Origin of the sequence: Idiomarina sp., assembly GCF_048260185.1 — a bacterium.
GTDB lineage: Bacteria > Pseudomonadota > Gammaproteobacteria > Enterobacterales > Alteromonadaceae > Idiomarina.
In genome coordinates, this window is record NZ_JBLXHB010000001.1 from 830,232 (window position 1) to 847,914 (window position 17,683).

General features: G+C 46.6%; 20 protein-coding genes. 9 read left to right on the forward strand and 11 right to left on the reverse strand.

Annotated elements, in window-relative coordinates:
• Nucleotides 1–9 precede the first annotated feature (9 nt).
• Entirely contained in the window at nucleotides 10–834 is an 825-nt protein-coding gene (gene dapD / locus ACN0RF_RS04105) for a 2,3,4,5-tetrahydropyridine-2,6-dicarboxylate N-succinyltransferase (protein WP_034820436.1), read from the forward strand.
• A 3-nt stretch (nucleotides 835–837) separates the two neighbouring features.
• Here dapD and truC read toward each other — a convergent pair whose 3' ends face one another.
• Both truC and ACN0RF_RS04115 read right to left on the reverse strand, forming a co-directional pair.
• The gene (gene truC, locus ACN0RF_RS04110; protein ID WP_417438148.1) at nucleotides 838–1,548 is read right to left on the reverse strand and encodes a tRNA pseudouridine(65) synthase TruC; all 711 of its coding nucleotides are present in this window, start codon (nucleotides 1,546–1,548) and stop codon (nucleotides 838–840) included.
• Nucleotides 1,549–1,550: 2 nt separating this feature from the next.
• Nucleotides 1,551–1,895: a YqcC family protein gene (locus tag ACN0RF_RS04115; protein WP_011234101.1), complete on the reverse strand. Its 345-nt coding sequence runs from the start codon at nucleotides 1,893–1,895 to the stop codon at nucleotides 1,551–1,553.
• 93 nt (nucleotides 1,896–1,988) lie between these two features.
• Between ACN0RF_RS04115 and ACN0RF_RS04120 the strand changes: the two genes are divergently transcribed.
• Both ACN0RF_RS04120 and ACN0RF_RS04125 read left to right on the forward strand, forming a co-directional pair.
• On the forward strand, nucleotides 1,989–3,020 hold the full coding sequence (locus tag ACN0RF_RS04120; RefSeq protein WP_417438149.1) for a DUF3549 family protein: 1,032 nt from the start codon (nucleotides 1,989–1,991) through the stop codon (nucleotides 3,018–3,020).
• Nucleotides 3,020–3,328, forward strand: coding sequence for a DUF3301 domain-containing protein (locus ACN0RF_RS04125; RefSeq protein ID WP_417438150.1), 309 nt, complete (start codon nucleotides 3,020–3,022; stop codon nucleotides 3,326–3,328). The genes ACN0RF_RS04120 and ACN0RF_RS04125 overlap by 1 nt, the downstream gene beginning before the upstream one ends.
• Here the strand turns inward: ACN0RF_RS04125 and ACN0RF_RS04130 are convergent.
• The 3 genes from ACN0RF_RS04130 to syd form a co-directional block, all read right to left on the reverse strand.
• Entirely contained in the window at nucleotides 3,302–3,616 is a 315-nt protein-coding gene (locus ACN0RF_RS04130; protein ID WP_417438151.1) for an Mpo1-like protein, read from the reverse strand. The two genes, ACN0RF_RS04125 and ACN0RF_RS04130, sit on opposite strands and share 27 nt — an antisense overlap.
• Nucleotides 3,617–3,621: 5 nt before the next feature.
• Nucleotides 3,622–4,302, reverse strand: coding sequence for a GNAT family N-acetyltransferase (locus tag ACN0RF_RS04135; protein ID WP_417438152.1), 681 nt, complete (start codon nucleotides 4,300–4,302; stop codon nucleotides 3,622–3,624).
• 97 nt (nucleotides 4,303–4,399) lie between these two features.
• The gene (gene syd / locus ACN0RF_RS04140; RefSeq protein WP_417438153.1) at nucleotides 4,400–4,951 is read right to left on the reverse strand and encodes a SecY-interacting protein; all 552 of its coding nucleotides are present in this window, start codon (nucleotides 4,949–4,951) and stop codon (nucleotides 4,400–4,402) included.
• Nucleotides 4,952–5,010: 59 nt separating this feature from the next.
• Between syd and queF the strand changes: the two genes are divergently transcribed.
• Nucleotides 5,011–5,835 (forward strand): NADPH-dependent 7-cyano-7-deazaguanine reductase QueF, encoded by an 825-nt coding sequence (gene queF / locus ACN0RF_RS04145; RefSeq protein WP_417438154.1) that lies wholly within the window; start codon nucleotides 5,011–5,013, stop codon nucleotides 5,833–5,835.
• A gap of 4 nt (nucleotides 5,836–5,839) precedes the next feature.
• Here queF and ACN0RF_RS04150 read toward each other — a convergent pair whose 3' ends face one another.
• The gene (locus tag ACN0RF_RS04150; protein WP_417438155.1) at nucleotides 5,840–7,633 is read right to left on the reverse strand and encodes a M61 family metallopeptidase; all 1,794 of its coding nucleotides are present in this window, start codon (nucleotides 7,631–7,633) and stop codon (nucleotides 5,840–5,842) included.
• 151 nt (nucleotides 7,634–7,784) lie between these two features.
• Here ACN0RF_RS04150 and ACN0RF_RS04155 point away from each other — a divergent pair, with 151 nt between their 5' ends.
• From ACN0RF_RS04155 to ACN0RF_RS04175, 5 genes are all read left to right on the forward strand, one after another.
• Nucleotides 7,785–9,308 (forward strand): sensor domain-containing diguanylate cyclase, encoded by a 1,524-nt coding sequence (locus ACN0RF_RS04155; protein WP_034820399.1) that lies wholly within the window; start codon nucleotides 7,785–7,787, stop codon nucleotides 9,306–9,308.
• Between the two features lie 74 nt (nucleotides 9,309–9,382).
• Nucleotides 9,383–10,738 (forward strand): nucleotide 5'-monophosphate nucleosidase PpnN, encoded by a 1,356-nt coding sequence (gene ppnN / locus ACN0RF_RS04160; RefSeq protein ID WP_034820396.1) that lies wholly within the window; start codon nucleotides 9,383–9,385, stop codon nucleotides 10,736–10,738.
• Between the two features lie 7 nt (nucleotides 10,739–10,745).
• Nucleotides 10,746–11,132, forward strand: coding sequence for a DUF3192 domain-containing protein (locus tag ACN0RF_RS04165; protein ID WP_034820394.1), 387 nt, complete (start codon nucleotides 10,746–10,748; stop codon nucleotides 11,130–11,132).
• The gene (locus tag ACN0RF_RS04170; protein ID WP_417438156.1) at nucleotides 11,129–12,652 is read left to right on the forward strand and encodes a hypothetical protein; all 1,524 of its coding nucleotides are present in this window, start codon (nucleotides 11,129–11,131) and stop codon (nucleotides 12,650–12,652) included. The genes ACN0RF_RS04165 and ACN0RF_RS04170 overlap by 4 nt, the downstream gene beginning before the upstream one ends.
• 105 nt (nucleotides 12,653–12,757) lie before the next feature.
• Nucleotides 12,758–13,762 carry an isocitrate dehydrogenase gene (locus tag ACN0RF_RS04175; protein ID WP_011234112.1) on the forward strand — a complete coding sequence of 335 codons (1,005 nt, stop codon included), beginning with the start codon at nucleotides 12,758–12,760 and terminating at the stop codon, nucleotides 13,760–13,762.
• Nucleotides 13,763–13,806: 44 nt separating this feature from the next.
• Here ACN0RF_RS04175 and rlmM read toward each other — a convergent pair whose 3' ends face one another.
• From rlmM to ACN0RF_RS04200, 5 genes are all read right to left on the reverse strand, one after another.
• On the reverse strand, nucleotides 13,807–14,916 hold the full coding sequence (gene rlmM, locus ACN0RF_RS04180; RefSeq protein WP_417438157.1) for a 23S rRNA (cytidine(2498)-2'-O)-methyltransferase RlmM: 1,110 nt from the start codon (nucleotides 14,914–14,916) through the stop codon (nucleotides 13,807–13,809).
• On the reverse strand, nucleotides 14,916–15,296 hold the full coding sequence (locus ACN0RF_RS04185) for a DUF423 domain-containing protein (RefSeq protein ID WP_114981492.1): 381 nt from the start codon (nucleotides 15,294–15,296) through the stop codon (nucleotides 14,916–14,918). The genes rlmM and ACN0RF_RS04185 overlap by 1 nt, the downstream gene beginning before the upstream one ends.
• A complete protein-coding gene (locus ACN0RF_RS04190) occupies nucleotides 15,293–15,916 on the reverse strand; it encodes an alpha/beta fold hydrolase (protein ID WP_417438158.1) in 624 nt (207 codons plus the stop codon). The genes ACN0RF_RS04185 and ACN0RF_RS04190 overlap by 4 nt, the downstream gene beginning before the upstream one ends.
• Entirely contained in the window at nucleotides 15,916–16,815 is a 900-nt protein-coding gene (locus tag ACN0RF_RS04195; protein ID WP_011234116.1) for a transcriptional regulator GcvA, read from the reverse strand. Before ACN0RF_RS04195 ends, ACN0RF_RS04190 begins: the two co-directional genes overlap by 1 nt.
• Nucleotides 16,816–16,912: 97 nt before the next feature.
• Nucleotides 16,913–17,677, reverse strand: coding sequence for an SDR family oxidoreductase (locus tag ACN0RF_RS04200; RefSeq protein ID WP_011234117.1), 765 nt, complete (start codon nucleotides 17,675–17,677; stop codon nucleotides 16,913–16,915).
• Between the last annotated feature and the right edge of the window lie 6 nt (nucleotides 17,678–17,683).

A 17,683-nucleotide genomic window follows, 5' to 3' on the forward strand; every position in this document is an offset into this window, starting at 1 on the left:
ATTCTTATCATGGAAAACATAAAGCAGCGCATCATCGATGCATTTGAACAACGTGATCAAATCAATGCCCGTACCGACAACGACGACCTACGCGAAGCTGTGCGTTACGTTATCGACGAGATTGACCGCGGCGAATTACGGGTAGCCGAAAAAATTTCCGGTGAATGGGTTGTTCATCAATGGCTTAAGAAAGCGGTTCTTTTATCATTTCGCTTAAACGACAACGACCTGATTGAAGGCGGAGAAACCCGCTTCTGGGATAAAGTGCCGGCCAAATTTGCTGACTATGACAGTGCCCGCTTCCGTGCCGAAGGCATGCGCGTTGTACCACCTGCCATGGTTCGTAAAGGAGCTTTCATCGGCCGCAACGTTGTCGTAATGCCATCGTACGTTAATATTGGTGCATACGTTGGTGAAGGCACTATGGTGGATACCTGGGCTACCGTGGGCTCTTGTGCGCAAATTGGAAAAAATGTTCACTTATCCGGCGGGGTTGGTATCGGTGGTGTTCTGGAGCCGCTGCAGGCCAACCCGACGATTATTGAAGATAACTGCTTCATTGGTGCGCGCTCAGAAATTGTTGAAGGCGTTATTGTTGAAGAAGGCGCGGTGATCTCCATGGGCGTTTACATTGGCCAGAGCACGCGCATTTATGACCGCGAAAATGACCGCATTCTATATGGTCGCGTACCTTCAGGTTCCGTTGTTGTACCGGGTTCATTGCCTTCTGCAAACGGAACGCACAGCCTTTACGCTGCCATCATTGTTAAGCGGGTTGATGCTAAAACTCGTGCCAAAGTGGGTATCAATGCCCTGCTACGTAGCGCGGAATAATTTTTACTTAAGAAATGGCTGGTGAAACTCATCCGGCAGTGGTATTTCCAAATTGATGGACTCGCCACTGACCGGATGTTTAAAGCTAAGTCCAGTCGCTGCCAGCAGTAAACGGTGGCAATTAAAGTGCTCGCGAAAAAAGTTATTATGCCGTCCATCACCATGGTTAGTATCACCGACAATGGGATGCCTAATGTGTGCCATGTGTCGACGTAATTGATGCTTGCGCCCCGTTTCCGGTTGCATCTGAACCAGTGAATAACGTGTGGTGTCATGTTTTTTACTGACTTTATAAGGCAGTTCAATCTGCTTTAAACACTGATAATGCGTTACCGCCGGCTGCTTATCTTTATCCGGATCCGCCTCTTTATCAGCAAGCTTATCCAGTTCTTCTTTCAGCGCGTAATCGATAGTACCGTTTTCTGGTACGTAGCCTCGGACCACAGCGTGGTAAGTTTTGCTCACTTCGCGAGCGGTCAGTTGCTCTGTCAGAGTACGGGCGACATCGCTGTTTAAGCCAAAAATCAACAAACCGGATGTCGGGCGATCTAAACGATGAACAGGGTAAACATGACAGCCAAGTTGATTCCGCAGCATCTGCATTGCAAACTCGCGGGCACCGCTGGCTATACGGCTTCGGTGAACCAATAAGCCACTGGGCTTATTAATAACGGCAAGGTGCTCATCCAGATAAACAACTTCTAACTGACTCACCGTTAAACATCTTCCTGCAAGGGGTCAGTTCCGCTGAGCAACACATCAAATTCACGTATCAGTGCAATAAGTTGTTCGTATTGTTCCAGCTCGCTGCGGTAGATATGCGCAGCCATGGGGCTAACAGCAATACCCTCAGGCAAAGGGCGCTTGCTATCCACTAACGCCCACATTCGGGGAAGCATAATAAACTGCAGCCACTGATGAAATTCCAGCGTGTCGACAGCAAAAGGCTGCTGACTCTCCAACGCCTGCACCGGCGGGTGGTGAGACTGCCATAAGCCAAGACTGTTCAGTTCACGCTCTATTCTATCCAGCAATCGAGCGGCTTTCTGATACTGCTCCATATCAGACTCCGTTACCACATCATTGTATAAACCGATATAATGGCGCCATAGTGATTTAATACGCCTTAAAATTCAAGCAAAAAGGGAGCGCCTGTGTCAGCACCGACCATCACCACCTTGGGTGAGTTTTTGCAAGCCGGCCAAGCCGAATACAAAATTTTTGATATTGGCAGATGCCTGACAGAGCTGTCTCAAGAAGAGTTTGCAGCCATTGAGCAACAACAACGTCCATACCCTTACCCCATTGCGCGGCAGGCTCAATTGGCGATACTGTTCCAGCATAAACAACATGATCAACAGCCTTTTATTTGGTTTTTGCAATTTCCGTTGGACGAGCGCGGGCTTTTAAATATAGCCGCACGTAATCAATATCTGGAGTACGTGATCAATGCATTGGGCCATGAAATTACCGAAGAAATGACCGAGGAGCAGCAAAAACAACTGCAGCAAAATCCGTATTTATTAACGCCGAATGAGCAACAGCGCGCAGCTTTGCATGCCCGGGTTCAGCGCCAGCAAAAATTGTCGCCGTCCATACATTTTGAAACGGCGGAAGCCTATTTGAAGCAACCTGAAAGCGGCATAGATTGGCAACAAATAGGCTTGCAGGGGTTACACGACTGCGCTGCCCGGTTAGAGCAATTGCCGGAACTGAGCAAAGCCATAGCAACGCATTTCTCTCATTATCCGAGTGCTGTGCGCCAGCCGTTGGCGGTTGCGCTTGAGCAACAAAGCCTGACTCCACCGGTAAGAGACGCTCTTCTGCATAACCTCGAGAGCAGTAATGCTCAACTGTGCACTGACAGTTTGCGCGCGCTGGCCTCAGCGTCAGCTCATCCTCGGGTACAAAAAGCAATAAACACGCTGGTTCCAAATGCCAATGCCGATCAGCTCGTTGTTATTGCTGCGCGTTTATGGCCGGTGCTTTGCGAAGAACAAAATTTGCTGCGCTACTTAGACGCCATCGCAGAGCTTGATAATTCATTATTTGATGCATTATTCCAGGATATTATTGCCCTGCCGGACATACGTCCGTTACTGTTATCCATTATTGCTCAACAAAAACAGTCTGCGGCGGTTAATGAAGCATTAAACCGATTAAAACAACAGACTCAGGGAAGCTAATGAATTTACTTGATGTCATTGTTTTACTGGTGCTGGCAACGGCAATATGGGTGTTCTGGCAACATCGCCAACAGTCAGAAAGTGCGCAAAAGCATGCGGTATTTTACTGTAAGCAGCAAGGGCTTCAGTTTTTAGATATTCGTCGCGAGGAGACGCGTTGGTCATTTAAAGGCAGTCAACCGGGCTGGCGTAGTACTTTTAAAATGGGCTTTAGCAGCGACGGCGAAACTCGTTATGAAGGCGACTTAACCCTTCATAATCAGCGTTTGGTCGGCGTTGAATTACCGCCCTTTAGAATTCCCGCTTAATAACCGGACCCAGGCGTCTTTATACATAACCCAGTCACCCATTAAACTGTACAAAGGATATTGGAAAGTGGCTGGTTTATTCTTTTCAAAAATAAAGTGACCGAGCCAGGCAAAGCCATAACCAATAATAGGCAATGCTAACAACCACCAATAGTTTGCACTAACTAGCGCATAAAAAAGTACAACTAAAACCAGGGTGCTCCCAATATAGTGCAGCACCCGGCAACGCTTATCGCTGTGCTCCTGTAAATAATAAGGATAAAACTCCTTAAAACTGGAATAACTCATTTTACTCAGCCTTGCTGCCGTTCATAGAACAGGACTTCACCGGGCAGCTTTTCAACTTCTATCTGAGCTTGTATGCGATAGCCGCGCTTTTTAAAGAAAGCCTGATAATCCGAACGAGTGACGTAAACCGCTATCCCTTGTGATTCCGGGTCTTCTTCGAAAACCGCTTTGGCAGCTTCAACAAGTAAGTGCCCCACGCCCTGCGACTGATATTGTGGTGCTACCGCAATAAATGCCAGCATATGGTAAGGCACATCCGGCATCGCTTCCTGAATTAAGCGTTCCTTTTCAAGTACCTGTTTCGTACTCAAAAAACCAGCCGTGAGCAACATGCTTATCCGCCAGTGCCAGAAACGCCCCGGACCAAAACTTTTGCCAGGACGAGTAAGACACGCGACACCTAATAGTGTACCGCCGTCTCTAATACCTATAATAGGCTGTCCACTTTCCCAAAACGCGTTTAAGTCTTCGCGGATAGCCGCCCGTAAACGCTTATCGTAGTCAGGTTTGTCTGACCGGAAAATTTTCTGCAGCAACTCATCATCGTAATAAGTCTGGAACAAAAGCGAGGCCGCTAATTTCAAATCTTCAGCAACAAGATAAACCAGCTCGCCCTGAACATGCTCACTGCTGTTTTCACCTGCTTCATCAATTTCGTTTTCCGTTTTTTCTGTCAGACCCTGCATAATGAATAGCCAATTGTTAGTTTTTCATAACACCAACTTAACCATTTTTCGGAATTCTGTCGAGAGTCATTTATCCGCCATTCCGGCAAAGCTGTCATCAAGAGTTTTTATCAGTCTCGACTTGAGGCTGACAATTATCAAGCCAGTCAGCCAATGAGTCAGACAGAACTTCGTGTTGTTCCTTACCTACCCATTCAAGTCCAACCGCACCACTTTGATTATCTATGGTTACTAACAAGCCGTCATCCTCGCTACCTAAACCAATAAAGACCGTTTCAGGCTGTTTCAAACGGCGCTTCATTAAAATGTGACCCGTAATATTCTCTAATAAACGTTCACCATCTTCTGCGCTCTGCGTCTGTAGCAAGCTAATTTCGTGCCCCTGATAATCAAGCGCTAGATCTCCTGCGTACCAGCGGCCAAACAAAGTTTTAATACTCTGATGGAAACTCATTTCCAGAGCACTCTCAAGATCATCAAAGTTTAACGCTTCAGGCTGCCGGCACGGCGTCCATTCAACCGTATTCTCATCAATAACAGTTCCGTAAATCGGGCTATTCCACTCTTCTACGTACTCTGTATAGCGCACAGGAACAGTTTCCTGATAGCGCACCATTAGTGCATCTATCGATTCTTCTAACGTCTTCATCTGGTACTTACACCTAAGAAAATTTACAATACAGCCATTGTACTTACGGAGCGACTTAAATGCCAAAGAAGGACGCACTAGACCACTTATCTCTGGGTCAACACACCGACTACCCGAATGAATATGACCCAAAGCAGTTGCAACCAGTCCCCCGCTCACTGAATCGGGAACCTATAGGGCTTAAAGATAAGCTACCTTTTTCGGGTGTAGATTTATGGACCGGTTATGAAATCTCCTGGCTAAACTCAAACGGACTGCCACAGGTTGCGGTGGGTTATTTTGCAGTGCCTGCCGAAAGTCCTAATCTGGTCGAATCCAAGTCGTTTAAGCTTTACTTAAACAGCTTCAATGACTCGCGTTTTGACACATGGGAGCAGGTGCAACAACTGATGGAAACCGACCTGTCCGCTTGTGCCGGTGCACCGGTTAAAGTCAAGCTGGAACATTTATCTGAGCTGGAAGGTGAATCCGTGGCGACTTTCCCGGGTCATTGCATCGACCATCAGGATATTAGTATTTCGCATTACGACTATCAGCCGTCACTACTTGCTACAGAACAAAATGAAACAGAAGAAGAGCTACACAGTCATCTGTTAAAATCGAACTGTCTGATAACCAATCAACCCGATTGGGGTTCGGTTTACATTCATTATCAGGGGCCGAAGTTGGATCGCGCTGCACTGCTGGCTTATCTGGTCTCATTCAGACGTCATAACGAATTCCACGAGCAATGTGTCGAGCGCATTTATCAGGACTTGAAAGCACTAGGAATGAAAAAGTTGACGGTTTATGCCCGTTACACACGTCGTGGCGGTCTGGACATAAACCCATTTCGTTCAGACTTCGAGCCAGCGCTGCAAATGCAACGCATGGCCCGACAATAACTGATTAAGCGTTAGGGTGCGGAATTTGTAACCATTGCAGGAAACGAGCTTTCTGTTCAGCAGTAGGCTCGTCTAATGGTTCAATTTTCGCATCGGTTGCAGGAGTTGGTTGCACCGTTAAGGTTTTCTTGTGCAACTGGTCGCGACGGAAGAATGTTACTTCAATAGAATCACCCGCTTTATATTCAGCAAAAGCTTCTTTAAAGCGACCATCAACTACGGTATGTCCGTCATAAGCAACAATGACATCACCCGGTGTAAAGCCCGCTTCCCAGGCCGGGCTGCCTTTACTAACCCGGGTCAGTTCCATGCCGCCACTGGCTTCATTAGCACTCCAGCCGGCCCAGGCTTTTTCAACGCTGTCTTCGTCCTCACCCTGCTCATACACCAGTTCTAATCCAACTTGCTCCAGCATACTTTCAAATGGAATATCTGCCGCCGGACTTTCAACATTTTCCTGCCACCAGCCCTGCCAGGACTTACCCGTTAAGTCTTTCAAAATAGTTAGCACGTCGGCTGAAGTGAAGCCCTGCTCGTCGGCATCAAAGCGCTGATACAACTCATTATGTACGTCACGATAGCTAACTTCCCCATCGGTTGTTTTCAACAACTCGCTGTCCAGCATCCAGGAAACCAGAGCACCTTCCGAATAAATATTCACAGAATCGTTGTGCGCGCGATCTCCATATTGATCAATCCACGCCTCAAAAGAGGCTTCAGCCACTGACATAACATCCCTGCCTGGCTTTGCTCGGTAACGGTCAATGCTGGTTGCCACCCGCTCAAAATACTCAGACGGTTCCATAATATCCGCCTGTAATAACAAATGATTCTGGAAGTAGCTGGTTGAACCTTCAGCAATCCAGAATAAATCAGTGTAGTTTTCTTTTTGATAATCGTATGGAACCAGTCCATCCGGACGATAAGCTTTCACGTTCCAGGTATGCACAAACTCGTGTGACGCTGTGGACATAAACGACAAGTAATCATCGCGACTGGCAAAGCTGTATCTGGGGCGCTGGATAATCGTCGAGTTTTTGTGTTCCGTTGCACCACCAGCCCCAGTCGTCGCGTGGATCATAAAGACATAACGCTCAAATGGGTAACTGCTCCAAATCGAGTCACCGGTGGCCACTAGCTTTTGTAAATCTTCGACCGTTTTTTCAGCGTCGTAGTTACCCTCACCCCAGAATACGACTTCATAATCGCGATCATCCTGAGTGAATTCATAGTGTTTGCTAATGCCTGTTTCTATTGGCGAATCAACTAAGACATCCCAGTTTGCGGCCGAGAACTGATGTCCGCCATCTCTGTCCATACCGGAATAACTCTTCCACTCACCCGGTACATCCAGAGAAACTGAAACCGGCTCGTCACGCCACGCATCTGCATACATGAACACAGCGGATGCATCTAAATAGGCATGGCTGTCATCAATATGACGGCTGCGGCGACCAAGTTGATTCGCGTAAATTTCGTAATCTACGGTCACTTCGCCGCTGTTTTCAGGTAAGTAAACTCGCCAGGTGCTTTTATCAACTTTTTCCCAGCGAAGTTTTTCACCATTACTCTGAACTTCAAAATCACGAACACCGTTCGCTAAATTTAAAATGCGATAATAACCTGTTCTCCAGGATGGCATCTTCACATCCAGAAACTTAGCATCACTGGCCGGGAAGGTAATCGACACTTCACCCTTGTGGTGCTCAGGTTGCGTTAAATCAATTTTATAGTCGGTATTTGCTAATACAATGGAAGGTGCCAACATAACACCAACAGCTAATAAGCTCTTGCGCACAGTTTATCTCCGTTAGTTTCGCTTTATTTGTTAGTTAACTTGTTCAAAGACTACCACAATTCACCAATAGTAAATAAATTCAGATAGGTTAGACTTTATCTGATTAATTTTCGTATTATGCGTATTGACTTCAATATTGGGTAGGTGAGCATTGACAATACCTGAGACACCACAAGAGCAGGTTCAGCATCTTAGTAAGAAGCTGCGACAAAGTATCCAGTCACGCAAACAGATAGAAGACGATTATCAGCGCGACTCACAGCGTTACTCGAATTTTGTAAATGATCTTTGTCTGGCGTTAAATGGTGTTGACAGTGAGTTAGACGGTTTACTGCATAAATTACGTGGTCATCTTCAGCAAAATGCGTCCGCCGCGGTGCTAGAGCCCATGATGCAGCAAGTGGGAGAGGTAATTTCTCAGCATACTGTCCGTATGCAAACTCTTCTTAGAGAAAGCAATGAAAGTATCCAGTTAGCTTTACAACACGTTAAGCCCCGCGATAGCAACGGCAAGAGCCAGCTACAAAAAATAGCAAATGAGTTTGAGCAACCCACAATGACGGTTTCTCATTATTTGCCCCTGGTTAATCAATTGCTTGCACTTTCTTATCAGCAGCAAGGTACTCAGACTGAGACCCAAGTAACTCAGTACCAAAATCAATTGGTTGATTTACTAAGTGAAGTGGAATTTCTGGGCAGTGCCGCAGATACCCTGCAACAAGTGAAAGTAGCTTTACAAAAGCCACAGACCAGTGAAACCTTGCTAGCTATCACCTTAAAGGTTATGCGGCTGGTATTTAACAACATTAACGATGAACGCCGCTCAGCGCAGCTGTTTCTACAACAGTTAAATGCATCTTTAGAATCTGTTCAGAGTGTCTTAGGTCAAACCATAAATCATTCTGCAGACTTTGCTGATCAGCGACTGCATCTGAACCAGCAACTAAAAAGTGGCGTTTCTGAGATAAAGGCTTGTGTCACTGACGCGTATGAACTTAACGATTTGAAAGAGTCTGTCGGTTTGCAGTTGCACCGTTTAGGTGAAACTTTGAATCAGCACCTTCAGTTGCATGATGAAGAACGTCAAAGTTTCCATAGCAACACACAAGCCATGGAACAAAAACTTCGTGAAACCGAAGCGCAGGTTTTACACTATAAACAGGAGCTGGCTAAACAAAAGTTCCGCAGTTTACAGGACAACCTGACCAAACTGCCTAACCGCTCTGCTTTTGATGAACGCTTGAATCTGGAGTTCCAGCGCTGGGGCAAAGATGAAACTCCGCTCAGCATAGCGATTATCGACGTGGATCATTTTAAGAACATTAATGATAGCTTCGGCCACATTGCCGGCGACAAAACCTTACAAGTTATTGCAGGTACTCTCAGCAAATCGTTAAAAGAATCGGCCTTTGTTTGTCGCTATGGTGGCGAAGAGTTTGCTATCATATTCTGTTCTGATGGACAAAGTGCCTATCAACATATAGAGAATACGCGGGAGAAAGTGGCTAATATCCCGTTTAAATTTAAAACCGACGATATACGCATTACTATTTCCGCAGGAATAGCTGAATTTAAATATAATGAAGATACACCGCTGGCGGTTTTTGAAAGAGCCGATAAGGCGCTCTATGAAGCAAAAAATAGCGGGCGCAATAAAGTTATCGCAGCCAAATAGAAACCAACGCTGATGATCACCGCCGGCACAAGGATGACGCCGAGTCATCGTTATTACAGGAGTATGGAAAAATAATGAGAGCAAGTATTTCTCCAAGAGGCACCATGTCTCTTTTGTCGCAACTGGAAATAGAACGTTTAAAGCAATCCTCAAACAGCCAACTTTATAAATTATTTCGTAATTGCTGTCTCGCGGTTTTAAATGCCGGAAGTAATACCGACAGCAGCGCTGAAATTTACGATAAGTATAAAGATTTCGCCGTTAATATTATCCGCAAAGAGCGCGGTATTAAAATTGAGTTAATTGAGCCGCCGGCAGAAGCTTTTGTTGATGGCGAACTCATTGTCGGTATTCGTGAATTACTGGAATCGGTATTGCGCGATATTCTCTTTACCGGAGAGCGCTACTCAGAAGAAGAACTAAAAGACGCTGACAGTGCTACCCTAACCCACGTGGTGTTCGATATTCTACGCAACGCCCGCACTATTCAGGCCATGCAAGAGCCCGATATGGTTGTTTGCTGGGGCGGTCACTCGATTAACGAAGCTGAGTACAAATACACTAAAGAAGTGGGTTATCAGTTGGGTTTGCGTGGCTTAAATATCTGTACCGGGTGTGGTCCGGGTGCAATGAAAGGCCCGATGAAAGGCGCGACTATTGGTCATGCTAAACAGCGTATTAGTGGTGGGCGTTATTTAGGTCTTACTGAACCGGGCATTATCGCTGCCGAGCCACCCAATCCTATCGTTAACGAACTGGTTATTTTGCCCGATATTGAAAAGCGCCTGGAAGCCTTCGTTCGCTGTGCGCACGGTATTGTTATTTTCCCGGGGGGCGCTGGTACGGCTGAAGAACTGTTGTATCTTCTTGGCATACTGATGCACCCGAAAAACCAACAACAAAGCTTACCGGTTATATTAACAGGCCCTGAAGCGTCTAAAGATTACTTTGATGCGCTGGATACCTTTATTGTTGAAACTCTGGGTGAAGAGGCTCGCGGATTCTATCGTATTATTATTGCAGACCCTTCAGGTGTTGCGCAGCACATGCACGCCGGAATGGCAGCAGTAAAACAATATCGCCGTGATTCTGGTGACGCTTACTACTTTAACTGGACCTTGTTTATTGATGAAAACTTCCAGCGCCCGTTCTACCCGACTCACGAAAATGTCGCGTCGCTAAACCTGCACCCGGAACAGCCTAAAGAAGAGTTAGCAGCGGACTTACGCCGTGCATTCTCAGCTATTGTTGCCGGTAATGTGAAAGATGGCGGCATTCGCCAAATTCGGGAAAAAGGCGTATTTACCATTCACGGTGAAAAAGAGTTAATGAAACGACTGGACGTATTGTTAAGAGCATTCGTCGAACAAGGACGTATGAAATTGCCAGGTTCGGTGTATCATCCTTGTTATAAGGTTGTTACTGACTGAAGGATTTATGAAAAATAAAGTCTTTGTCATACTCGCCATTGGCGCTGTTTCTTACCTAGCCATAGTAGGAGCAGTGCTGATGCTTTATCAGGCTGATCCTGCTGATTTACAATGGCAGGAACGAGAAACCTACAACGCCAGACAAATTGGTCAGTTGGATCTCGGTATGTCCAAAGACAGCGTTATTCGTATTTTAGGCTCACCCGATATCAACGAAGCGAAAGCCTCCTCTGAAGGTGACATGCAAGTTCTGTTTTATCGGACTCATCACGTGACTTCTGACGGAATAACGACTAAAGATGAATGTACCCCTTTGGTTTTTCGCGATAATAAGCTTATCGCCTGGGGCAACGACTCTTATCGTGACTATCAGAATTATCAGAGGCGAGAATGAGAAAGCTGACCGAGTGTTGTGAAAAAGCAGCTAGTTTACTGAAACAACACGACGTTCGTCAGCTTTATCGTCTGGTTCAGTTTATTGATGAAGAGTATCAGCAAAACCGCTGGCCGGAACTACTTCCCCTTTACGCTCAGCAACATGCTCCGGGCAATAACCAACTAATAAGTGAGTTACTCGCGGTTTGTGTAACCGCACTGCATTGTGGTTACCAATGGTCTTTGCACTCGCATTACCGTCGAATTCTGGCCGCTGCTTGTGTCAGTGAGAAGCTTAACCCGGCCCCTTCTCACTGGAAGCAGCTGCATTTAAGACAGCCGCTGTGGCTTTCGGCTTTAGAGCCTTTAACACTAAAATCCGCTGACATTGTCGTTTTTCGCTATTGGGTTAACGCCTTAACTCAGGTTCAGTTGCAATGCTGTGAGCCTACTCAAGCTTTTTTCCCTTTATTAAACAGCGAATTCCGCTATCGCTTCTGGACACTGTTAAATCAGCAGGATGCGTTTCCGATAAGGCTAACCGGGCAAAAGTTTTCACACCATAAGAACCAACAGACCGCTGTACTTTTAGGTTTTGAAGGAAAGCACCAGATTCTGGCTTTATTACATAAGCTGGACAGCCCGTTTTATGTCAGCCCGAACGAGACACAAAACTGGCAAGTTAACGACAAGCCTTTGACTCAGGAACAAATGAACGCTCTGGCTCAGCACCGGTTACTAAAACACGAGCAAAAAAGTGCAACACAACAAACGCCCAGACAACTGTTACGCGCAATAAACCGTTACGCCAATGCCAGTGGCGCCTTAAACGCAGTAATTCAGCAAATTAACCAGCTACCCTTTTTAGCCAGCAGTCTACATGCTGCCGTGCATCAGAGCGAACGCATTGGCAACAGCGAAGCCAGTCGTATGGACTTAAAGCAATCTTATTTATGGCTAGGCTCTAAACGGGCTTCCGTTATTCTTGCTACCGCTTTTTTGCAGCATCAGTTTTCATTAAATACCATTCCGCTGCATAACGCATTAATGCAAAAGCTCGGCTTACTGACAACAACGCTACAGCACTTATCGGCAGAAACCGGCGTTAGCCTGCCAACCCCGGCACCACTACTTGCCCTACTTTCAGGCTCCGATCTTTTTCGTCACCCGGAGCTGCTTAAATCGGCAAAGTGGCCTCGCCCGCGAGAAATAGAACACTGCTACAGTACAAGTTGGGTAGGCTCTGCACTGGATATCAGTGACTTCCGTCGCAGTCGACAATTAGTTAAGCGCTGGCAATTGCCTCCGGCTACCGAAAATTTATTAAACCCGGATAAAGCCGAATCCAATAAATTAGGTGCACTATTTTTTTTAGCTCATTATTTAACACTAAGCACTTATTATCCCGATGTCTCGTTAAGCAGTTCAGTAAAATCGATGCTAAAGTCTTATTGTCAGCAACTGCAAATAAACAGTGAGCAACTGACCCGAATTAAAGCCAAATCGGCTTTTGAAAGTCACTGTTACTCACCGTTATAACCTACATTCACTGACTGAATAATGCTTTGCTAGTCAGTATTAGCGCGGCAATGGTAGAATTACCGTTCCTGTTTTTGTTGTAACACGGTTTAAAGGAATCAATTCATGAGTAGAACTATCACAGTTATTCCAGGTGACGGCATCGGTCCGGATATTGTCGAGTCTGCAACAGCCATTCTTGATAAAGCAGGTTGTGACTTTGAATATGAATACGTCGACGCTGGTTTAACTGCTTTGGAAAAGACCGGAGAGTTATTACCTCAGAATACTCTTGATGCGATTGAACGTAACGGTGTTACATTAAAAGGTCCACTAACCACTCCGGTTGGCGAAGGCTTTACCTCTATTAATGTCAGCCTGCGTAAACATTTTTCGTTATACGCTAACGTACGCCCTGTGCTGTCTTTTACCGGCACCCAGGCACGCTACGAAAACATTGATATTATTACCATTCGTGAAAATACCGAAGGTATGTATTCGGGCTTAGGTCAAAAAGTGTCTGAAGACGGTAACGAAGCCGAAGCAGTCAGCAAAATCACCCGTGAAGGCGCTGAGCGCATTGTCCGTTTCGCCTATGAAACCGCGCGTCGCGAAGGCCGTAAGAAGGTCACCGCGGTGCATAAAGCCAATATTCTGAAATCCACTTCTGGTCTATTCTTAAAAGTAGCGCGTGAAATTGCTGAAGAGTATCCGGACATTGAATCAACAGAAATGATTGTTGATGCTGCCTGCATGCGCTTAGTTATGAACCCGGAAGAGTTTGACGTTATTGTCACCACCAACCTGTTTGGCGATATCCTGTCAGACCTGTGCGCAGGTTTGGTCGGCGGCTTAGGTATGGCACCCGGAGCTAACATTGGTAAAGACTGTGCCATTTTCGAAGCTGTACACGGCTCAGCCCCGGATATTGCCGGTAAAAACCTGGCAAACCCAACCTCAGTTATCTTAGCGTCAATTCAGATGCTGGAATACTTAGGCATGCAAGAGCAAGCGGAAAAAATCACCAAAGCATTAGAAGATGTGATTTCCAGTGGCGATCGAACCACTCGTGATTTAGGCGGTTCGCACGGTACCACTGACTTTACTCAGGCGGTTATTGAGCGTCTTTAAAGCGAACGGCATAGCCTGAATGAACTCAGGCTATGCCATTAAAGCTAGCTGCGGGGCAACCAGCGCAAATGTACGGTAATTTCTTCACGGTCGTGGTAAAGGTGCTTGGCCTGAATTTCAAACGGCTTAGTCCCCTCGGTTTGTAGCTGTTCTTTAATCTGATCCAGGTAGCCTTTAACTGCGGCATAGCGCTGACGCATTGGTAGCTTTAAATTAAATATGGCCTCTTCACAGTCACCGTCCAGTAACCAACTGGTCATCAGCTCGCCGACACGTGCGGGTTTTTCAACCATATCGCACACCAGCCAGGTAACATTTTTGCGTTTCGGGCGGAATTTAAAACCGTCTTCCTGAATGTGCTTAACCTGACCGGTTTCCATCAAGGATTCTGCCATCGGCCCGTTGTCCACAGCCTGTACCATCATACCGCGGCGTACCAGCTGATAAGTCCAGCCTCCCGGCGCTGCACCAAGATCTACCGCCTTCATGCCCGAATGAACACGTTTTTCATGTTCGTTTTCAGGTACAAATACCTGAAAGGCTTCATCCAGTTTCAACGTTGAACGGCTTGGTGCCTCTTTTGGCATACGCAAGCGCACAATACCACCGTTGTGTAAGGTTTGGTTATAGCTGTATGAATAGCCCACCAAGGCATGCGCCGGGTTGACGAATAACACATGCAGCATCGGTCGTTTAGCTAGCGGTTTATTACTTAAAAGCTCTTCTTTACGCAACGCCTGACGCAGCGGCACGCTAAACTTACGGCAGAATTTGGATAGCTGGTTAGCTTCGTTAGTATCTGGAGTTCCCACTCGTAACTCACCAGCCAGGCCAAACGTTTCCTGGTGAGGTTTTAATACCTTAATGACTTCGCTGGCACGGTCTTCTATACCGGCCACTTTAACCGGCCCCAGCAAGGCAAACATTTCGCGCGCAAAAACCAGGTCTTTCAGCGTCAGTTTACGGGCAATATGCTCTGCTTCTTCGTGCTGGCAATGATAGGTAACGTAAGCTTGCTCGGGTTGTGTCTGGCAATAACCATAAACACCCAGTTCCGCGGTTTTATCCTGAATTTCGGCCGCGCAATCACCTTCGAACCCAGCACGACACAGCAATACAATGCCACTACCTCTGCCGTTAACAATCTCACTCATTAACTACCTGCTCCTAACTTTATTGCGCCAACTAATAAACTGACCCAGCCAGCAATAAATAATAACCCGCCAATAGGCGTTATAGGCCCAAACCATTTAACACCGGTAAGTGCTAAGGCATACAAACTGCCGGAAAATAAAACCACGCCAGCCAGCCACAAATAACCACTGGCAACAAACCAGACTGACTGTGACTGCTTTAACCAAAGCGCTAAAACAAACAGTGCCAACGCGTGATAAAATTGATAAGTGACTCCGGTCTCAAAAGCGCTCAGCAAACTCTCGCTTAATTTCGATTTTAAACCGTGCGAAGCAAAAGCGCCCAACATAACGCCGGTACCGCCTAAAATGGCGGCCACAATTAAAAATATCTGACTCATTGAATAAACTCCTTAATGGCATCTGCGGCCTGTTGCCAAAGCTTAGGCGTATTCTCCGCTTTGGCTTTTGTGGCGGCAAAACCGTGATCGGCACCCTCTAGCCACTGCAACTGCCAGTTATGCGGCAACTCCACGCTTTGCCCCTGCTCCGCTCTTTTTAAAAGCGGTTTACTGAACGGGTCCCGTGTTCCCTGCAAAATAAGACCGGGCGCCTGCGTCATTTCTAATTCTTCAAGGCGTGACTTCTCAGGTTTTTGCGGCGGATGGAACGGAAACCCCAAAGCAATTACTGCTTTCGCGCCGGATTTATCGGCTAAACGCAACATCACCCGGCTTCCTAATGACTTACCCATCAAAACTAACGGCTTATTATCTTGCTGTAATTCGATCAGCAGTTCATCAATCGCATCAACCAATGCCTGCATTTTATTCGGCGGCCGTGGCTTACCGGTTTCTCGAACCTTTTCCCAATACGGAAAGTCCGGACGGACAAGCTCTGCGCCAAGCGCTATGCCCTGCTCCACAAAGAAATCCATAAAAGCTGTGTCGGGACCGCCTCCTGAACCGTGCAAAAACACGATGCGGATGACTCCTTCCGGGTTCTGTTGTTGATAACGCATTATTGGTTAAACTCTTGCTCTTCTTTTTGAACCAAGTTTAGCAACCACTGACGGAAGGTCGCGATTTTACCTATCTCCGCCTGATTGTCACGACAAACCAGATAAAACGCTTTATTCCGCTGCAGTGCCTGAGGGAAAATGCGAACCAGGTGGCCACTGTCAATTTCGGACTTCACCAGCACGTTATTGGCTAATGCAATGCCCTGCCCGTGAACCGCCGCCTGTAAAGCCAGGCTCGAATGACTGAATACCGGTCCATTATCACCTTTATACTGAGGTAAGCCCACCAACTGAAACCAGTCCTTCCAGGCATTACGGGTTTCGTCGTGCAGCAAGGTTTGCTTGAATAAATCTATCGGTTCTTTGATATTCGCTTTGTTCAATAACAACGGCGAACAAACCGGCCATAAATATTCTTCATGCAATTGGTATGCTTTTACCCCGGGCCAGCGGCCATCGCCATAGTAAATAGCAACGTCCACGTCGTCGGTTAACGAACCACTAATTTCATCCACCGCTTTAATACGAATGTCCATATCCGGGTGTTCTTCGCGAAAACTACTAAGCCGCGGAACAAACCATAAAATAGCGAAACTGGGCGGAACCGACACGGTCAAAGCGCCGCGTTCAGACACTAACCGAAGTTTATCGGTGGCCTGCGCCAGTTGCTCAAAAATATCCCGTAATTCTAAATAGTATTCCTGTCCTTCTTCGGTCAACAGCAACGAGCGGTTACGTCGAATAAAAAGTTTAAGTTCAAGAAAGTCTTCTAACGCTTTTACCTGATGACTGACTGCCGCCTGAGTCACAAATAACTCTTCGGCTGCTTTGGTAAAACTGAGGTGACGCGCTGCCACTTCAAATGATTTAAGCGCGTTTAAGGGAGGTAATTTCCGCATGCCATTAACTAAAAAGCGTCTCTGTTTAGTAGATATCCACCACTATAACAGAGACGCCCTTTGTTCGGCTATTTATCATTACTTTATCTAATGTGACTTACAACCGGACGCCACCGTCAATTTCGACCACACGGCCGCTGAAGAAGTCATTTTCAATAATGTAGCGAGCACTGTGAGCTATTTCATTGGGCTGGCCCCAGCGTTTTAGCGGGACCATAGACAACGCACGATCAACCGCTTCAGGTTTCATCTGTGCCGTCATTGGAGTTTCGATAAAGCCCGGTGCAATGGCACCACAGCGAATGCCGTAGCGACCTAATTCACGAGCCCAGGTGACTGTCATGGCAACCACACCGGCTTTCGTTGCGGAATAGTTAGTCTGTCCCATGTTGCCAGCACGCGCGACGCTGGAAATATTAATGATAACGCCTTTCTTACCAGCTTTTACCATCTGCGCTGCGGCTTCACGTCCGCACAAGAAGGTACCGGTTAAGTTCACATCCAGTACTGACTGGAACTGCTGTAATGGCATTTTCTGTTTCAGTTCGCCGTCTTTGAATTTTATCAGCAGGCCGTCACGTAGTAGACCGGCGTTGTTTACCAACACATCAATGCCATCAAATTCTTGCTGTATTTGTTCAAACACGGTTTCTACCGATTCTTCGTCGGTAATATCAACTTCATAACCAACCACTTTGGCTGCACCCAGCTTTTCACATTGCTCCTGAGCTTCACCTAATACGTCACCGTTAATATCGATAAGCGCAAGTTTGGCACCTTGTCTGGCGAAATCTTCAGCCATTGCAAGGCCCAGCCCCTGGGCACCACCGGTAATAACAATAACACTGTCTTTAATTTGCATGTGTAT

What these genes read in the sequence shown, in the direction of transcription:
- rlmM (WP_417438157.1), bottom strand. Translation starts at nt 14,916, where the DNA reads ATGAGTGAGATTGTTAACGGCAGAGGTAGTGGCATTGTATTGCTGTGT.
- ACN0RF_RS04130 (WP_417438151.1), bottom strand. Translation starts at nt 3,616, where the DNA reads ATGAGTTATTCCAGTTTTAAGGAGTTTTATCCTTATTATTTACAGGAG.
- ACN0RF_RS04190 (WP_417438158.1), bottom strand. Translation starts at nt 15,916, where the DNA reads ATGCGTTATCAACAACAGAACCCGGAAGGAGTCATCCGCATCGTGTTT.
- queF (WP_417438154.1), top strand. Translation starts at nt 5,011, where the DNA reads ATGCCAAAGAAGGACGCACTAGACCACTTATCTCTGGGTCAACACACC.
- ACN0RF_RS04165 (WP_034820394.1), top strand. Translation starts at nt 10,746, where the DNA reads ATGAAAAATAAAGTCTTTGTCATACTCGCCATTGGCGCTGTTTCTTAC.
- ACN0RF_RS04175 (WP_011234112.1), top strand. Translation starts at nt 12,758, where the DNA reads ATGAGTAGAACTATCACAGTTATTCCAGGTGACGGCATCGGTCCGGAT.
- ppnN (WP_034820396.1), top strand. Translation starts at nt 9,383, where the DNA reads ATGAGAGCAAGTATTTCTCCAAGAGGCACCATGTCTCTTTTGTCGCAA.
- dapD (WP_034820436.1), top strand. Translation starts at nt 10, where the DNA reads ATGGAAAACATAAAGCAGCGCATCATCGATGCATTTGAACAACGTGAT.
- ACN0RF_RS04115 (WP_011234101.1), bottom strand. Translation starts at nt 1,895, where the DNA reads ATGGAGCAGTATCAGAAAGCCGCTCGATTGCTGGATAGAATAGAGCGT.
- syd (WP_417438153.1), bottom strand. Translation starts at nt 4,951, where the DNA reads ATGAAGACGTTAGAAGAATCGATAGATGCACTAATGGTGCGCTATCAG.
- ACN0RF_RS04195 (WP_011234116.1), bottom strand. Translation starts at nt 16,815, where the DNA reads ATGCGGAAATTACCTCCCTTAAACGCGCTTAAATCATTTGAAGTGGCA.
- ACN0RF_RS04125 (WP_417438150.1), top strand. Translation starts at nt 3,020, where the DNA reads ATGAATTTACTTGATGTCATTGTTTTACTGGTGCTGGCAACGGCAATA.
- ACN0RF_RS04200 (WP_011234117.1), bottom strand. Translation starts at nt 17,677, where the DNA reads ATGCAAATTAAAGACAGTGTTATTGTTATTACCGGTGGTGCCCAGGGG.
- ACN0RF_RS04170 (WP_417438156.1), top strand. Translation starts at nt 11,129, where the DNA reads ATGAGAAAGCTGACCGAGTGTTGTGAAAAAGCAGCTAGTTTACTGAAA.
- ACN0RF_RS04135 (WP_417438152.1), bottom strand. Translation starts at nt 4,302, where the DNA reads ATGCAGGGTCTGACAGAAAAAACGGAAAACGAAATTGATGAAGCAGGT.
- ACN0RF_RS04185 (WP_114981492.1), bottom strand. Translation starts at nt 15,296, where the DNA reads ATGAGTCAGATATTTTTAATTGTGGCCGCCATTTTAGGCGGTACCGGC.